Genomic DNA, 4,192 nt, shown 5'->3' on the forward strand with positions numbered 1-4,192 from the left:
GCGTCAACCGCGGCCGCGGGCGCCGCGGCCGAAGCCGTGGCGGCGGGCGCGGAGGCCGCGTCCTGCGCCAGCGAGACGCCGGCGAAGCCCCAGGCAGCGAAGCCCAGGGCGAGTGTGGCAATGAGTTTCTTCATGGTTGTCTCTGTTGTAGTGTGCTCAGAGGGCGTCCTTGCCGGTCTCGCCGGTGCGGATGCGCACCACCTGCTCGAGGGGCGACACGAAAATCTTGCCGTCGCCGATCTTGCCGGTGCGGGCCGCGCCTTCGATGGCTTCGATCACGCGGTCGATCAGGCCGTCGTCGACGGCGGCCTCGATCTTGACCTTCGGCAGGAAGTCGACCACGTACTCCGCGCCGCGGTACAGCTCGGTGTGGCCCTTCTGGCGGCCGAAGCCCTTGACCTCGGTCACCRTGATGCCCTGGACGCCGATGGCGCTCAAGGCTTCACGCACTTCGTCGAGCTTGAAGGGCTTGACGATGGCAGTCACCATCTTCATGGAATGCTCCTGTTGGCAATGAATGGGTGGGGCTCGCGCAGGCGCGGGCTCACATCGACTTGGTGATCGTCAGGATGGCGCGCGCCTTGTTGATGTCGCCATAGAAGTCCTTCTTGGTCGCGCCGACGATCGCCGCGCCCGCCGAGAAGCCCGATCCGAGGTCCATCGTCGCGCCGAACTTGTAGTCGGCGTAGTTCTCGTAGCCGACGTCCTTCAGTTCACTCGACAGGCGCGTGAAGCCCATGTGGGCGTTCAGCGTCACGCCCTTGGCGACCTCGAAGTTGCCCGACAGGTCGAGGTAGCCGGTGTTGCGGCCCTTGGGTGCCGGCTGGCCCAGCAGCAGGCCGGCCGATTCGCCGAGGCCGAAGTAGTCCTTCGACACCGTGGTCGAGTACTTCAGCGACACCGGGCCGTAGCTCAGTGCGCCATAGAGCTCGGTGGTGTTGAAGTCGACGACCTTGTCCTTCTGCGAGTAGTAGTACTGCAGCACGCCGACATCGAAGCCGATGTCCTTCGCGATCTCGCCCTTGTAGCCGCCGTAGAAGTCCATCTCGATGCCGGAATTGGTGAACCCGATGCTCGAGTTCCAGTTGCCGACGTAGAAGCCGCTGTTCGCGTAGTCGAAGCCGCCCTGCACGGCCGGCTTGTTGTTGCCCTGGTCCTGGCCACGGTACTTGTAGTTCGTGGTCAGGCTGAAGTTGGTGGCCACGGCCGGCGCGGCGTCTTCGGCATGGACCGACACGGCGAACAGCGATGCCAGGGCCGAAAGGATCACGATCTTCTTCATGCAGATTTCTCCAGGCGTTTGAAACTGAGGGGGCCGGGGCCTCTGTGCAGCTTTTGTGCCATGGACTTTTTGGGGCGTGCGCGCCCCATCGGGGCTCATTCGGCAGCTTTCACGAGGCTGCGCTGCGGAAAACGCACCTCCGCGGTGCCGATTGACACAGCATGCACCCGATTGCCCGCTTCTGGTGCAATTCAGTGGCCGGGCCGGCGACCGGTACAGATGCCCCGTGTCGGAGGATCCCCTCCCTGGGCAGAATCGCGCCCCTCTCATCTGCGAAGCGGGGAAAGCGCATGACATTGGCCGTCGTCCACAGCCGGGCCCTCGATGGCCTGGCGGCACCCGAGGTCACCGTCGAGGTGCACCTGGCCAACGGCCTGCCGAACTTCACGCTGGTCGGGCTGGCCGACACCGAGGTGAAAGAGGCGCGCGAGCGGGTGCGCGCCGCGCTGCAGAACAGCGGCCTGGCCTTCCCGCACAACAAGCGCATCACCGTGAACCTGGCGCCGGCCGACCTGCCGAAGGAGTCGGGCCGCTTCGACCTGCCGATCGCGCTGGGCATCGTCGCGGCGCAGGGCGGGCTGGACCTGCAACGCCTCGCGCGCTTCGAGTTCGCCGGCGAGTTGTCGCTGGCCGGTGACCTGCGGCCGGTGCGCGGCGCGCTGGCAATGGCGCTCGCGCTGCAGACGCAGAGCACACCGGCACGCGCGCTGGTGCTGCCGGCCGCGAATGCCGAAGAGGCCGCGCTGGTGGCCGGCATCGAGATCCACGGCGCGAAGCACCTGCTCGAGCTGGTGCAGGCGCTGCGCCCGGACGACCCCGACGACCCCACGCCGCGCGAGCCGCTGCCGCGCGCACTGCCACCGCGCCCCGGCACGCCGGCGGCGCTGCCCGACCTGCGCGACGTGAAGGGCCAGAGCGGCGCGAAGCGTGCGCTCGAGATCGCCGCGATCGGCGGCCACAGCCTGCTGATGGTCGGCCCGCCGGGCACCGGCAAGTCGATGCTGGCGCAGCGCTTCGCCGGGCTGCTGCCGCCGCTGACGGCACAGGAGGCGCTCGAGTCGGCCGCGGTGCTCAGCATCAGCGGCAGCTTCCGCGCCGAGCGCTGGCGGCAGCGGGTGCTGCGCAGCCCGCACCACGGTGCGTCGGCGGTGGCGCTGGTGGGCGGCGGGTCGCCGCCGCGGCCGGGCGAGATCTCGCTCGCGCACCACGGCGTGCTGTTCCTCGACGAGCTGCCCGAGTTCCCGCGCGCCGCGCTCGAGGCGCTGCGCGAGCCGATGGAGACCGGCCGCATCACGATCTCGCGCGCGGCGCGGCAGGCCGACTTCCCGGCCCAGTTCCAGCTGATCGCGGCGATGAACCCGTGCCCCTGCGGCCACCTGGGCAACCCGCAGCGCGCGTGCCGCTGCTCGCCCGACCTGGTGCTGCGCTACCAGGCCCGCATCAGCGGCCCGCTGCTCGACCGCATCGACCTGCAGGTCGAGGTGCCTGCATTGCCCGCCGACGCCCTGGCCACCGCGCCCGATGGTGAGCCGAGCAGGCAGATCTGCGGGCGCGTCCAGGCCGCGCAGCAGCGTGCGCTGGCACGCCAGGGCTGCCGCAACGCGCAGCTGGCCGGCGATGCGCTCGACCTGCATTGCGCGCTCGACACGGCCGGCGCGGCCTTCCTGCGCGCGGTGTCGACCCGGCTCGGCTGGTCGGCGCGCAGCTTTCACCGCGTGCTGCGGGTGGCGCGCAGCATCGCCGACTCGGCAGGCCGCGAGGCCATCGAGAACGCCGACCTCGCCGAGGCCATCCAGTACCGGCGCGCGTTGTCGCCCGGGTGACGGCGCGCCTGAAGCGTGACGGCGCCGACGGCGAAGGACAAGCTTCTTTACCGTGACGCGACAGCGCCGAGACGCAGCACGCGGGGGGCCGTCTTAGCATCGCGGCCCGCATCCGTCGCCCGAGGCCCCATGACCCCGCCGAACCCCCTGAAGTGCGCCGTGTTCGCGCTCGGCGCCGCGTGCGCGCTCTCGATCGGCGTGGCACCGGCCCGTGCGGCACGCGCCGAGCCGAGCGCGACGCTGAACTTCCCCGACACCGACGTGGAGTCCGCGGCGCGCGCGATGGCCGCCATCCTGGGCCGTCCGATCTTCGTCGACCCGCGCGTCAAGGGAAAGCTGTCGCTCTACACCGAGCAGGGCGTGACGCCCGCGCAGGCGTACCAGATCTTCGTGGCCGCGCTGCGCGGGCTCGGGTCCGCGGTGGTCGAGTCGCGCGGCCTGCTGAAGGTGGTGCCCGAGGCCGAGGCCAAGCTGCAGACCGGCGTGGCCGGCGCAGGGCCGGCGCGTGCGCGCGGCGACCAGGTGGTCACGCAGGTGATCCCGCTGGTGCACGAGAACGCCAGCAACCTGGTGCCGGTGCTGCGCCCGCTGATCGCGCCGAACAACACCATCACGGCCAATGCCGGCAACAACACGCTGGTGATCACCGACTATGCCGAGAACCTGGAGCGGCTGCAGACCCTGATCGCCGCGCTCGACACGCCGAGCGCCACCGACGTGGAGGTCATCCCGGTGCACAACGCGATCGCCTCCGACCTGGCCGCGACGGTGCTGCGCATGACGGACAGCGCGGGCCTGGCGGCGGCTGCGCCGGCAGCGGGCGCCAGCGCGGCGGCGACCTCCATCGTCGCCGACCCGCGCCTGAACGCGCTGCTGGTGCGCGCCCCGAACCCCGCCCGCCTGGCCGCGATCCGCGCGCTCGTCGCGCAACTCGACCGGGCCGGCGGCGGCGGCGTTGCCGGCGGCAACATCCATGTCATCTACCTGAAGAATGCCGAGGCGACGCGGCTGGCCACCGTGCTGCGCGCCGCCGCGGCGAACGACGCCGGCCGGGTGTCGGCCACCGGCGGCGGCACCAGCCCGGGCG

Annotated in this window: 4 protein-coding genes; 2 read left to right on the plus strand and 2 right to left on the minus strand. The window is 70.9% G+C overall.

Annotated elements, in window-relative coordinates; all coding sequences use genetic code 11:
* Nucleotides 1-156: 156 nt before the first annotated feature.
* Nucleotides 157-495, minus strand: a complete 339-nt coding sequence (locus AC1D15_RS20225; protein WP_477827377.1) for a P-II family nitrogen regulator — start codon at nucleotides 493-495, stop codon at nucleotides 157-159.
* Between the two features lie 49 nt (nucleotides 496-544).
* Nucleotides 545-1,282 carry a TorF family putative porin gene (locus AC1D15_RS20230; RefSeq protein WP_047509783.1) on the minus strand — a complete coding sequence of 246 codons (738 nt, stop codon included), beginning with the start codon at nucleotides 1,280-1,282 and terminating at the stop codon, nucleotides 545-547.
* Between the two features lie 290 nt (nucleotides 1,283-1,572).
* Here AC1D15_RS20230 and AC1D15_RS20235 point away from each other — a divergent pair, with 290 nt between their 5' ends.
* Together AC1D15_RS20235 and AC1D15_RS20240 are read left to right on the plus strand one after the other, a co-directional pair.
* On the plus strand, nucleotides 1,573-3,105 hold the full coding sequence (locus AC1D15_RS20235; RefSeq protein ID WP_477827378.1) for a YifB family Mg chelatase-like AAA ATPase: 1,533 nt from the start codon (nucleotides 1,573-1,575) through the stop codon (nucleotides 3,103-3,105).
* Between the two features lie 129 nt (nucleotides 3,106-3,234).
* On the plus strand, nucleotides 3,235-4,192 hold a 958-nt coding region (locus AC1D15_RS20240), incomplete at its 3' end, for a secretin N-terminal domain-containing protein (protein WP_477827379.1).

The organism is Rhizobacter sp. P2_H2, from assembly GCF_056403375.1.

What these genes read in the sequence shown, in the direction of transcription:
- AC1D15_RS20230 (WP_047509783.1), bottom strand. Translation starts at nt 1,282, where the DNA reads ATGAAGAAGATCGTGATCCTTTCGGCCCTGGCATCGCTGTTCGCCGTG.
- AC1D15_RS20235 (WP_477827378.1), top strand. Translation starts at nt 1,573, where the DNA reads ATGACATTGGCCGTCGTCCACAGCCGGGCCCTCGATGGCCTGGCGGCA.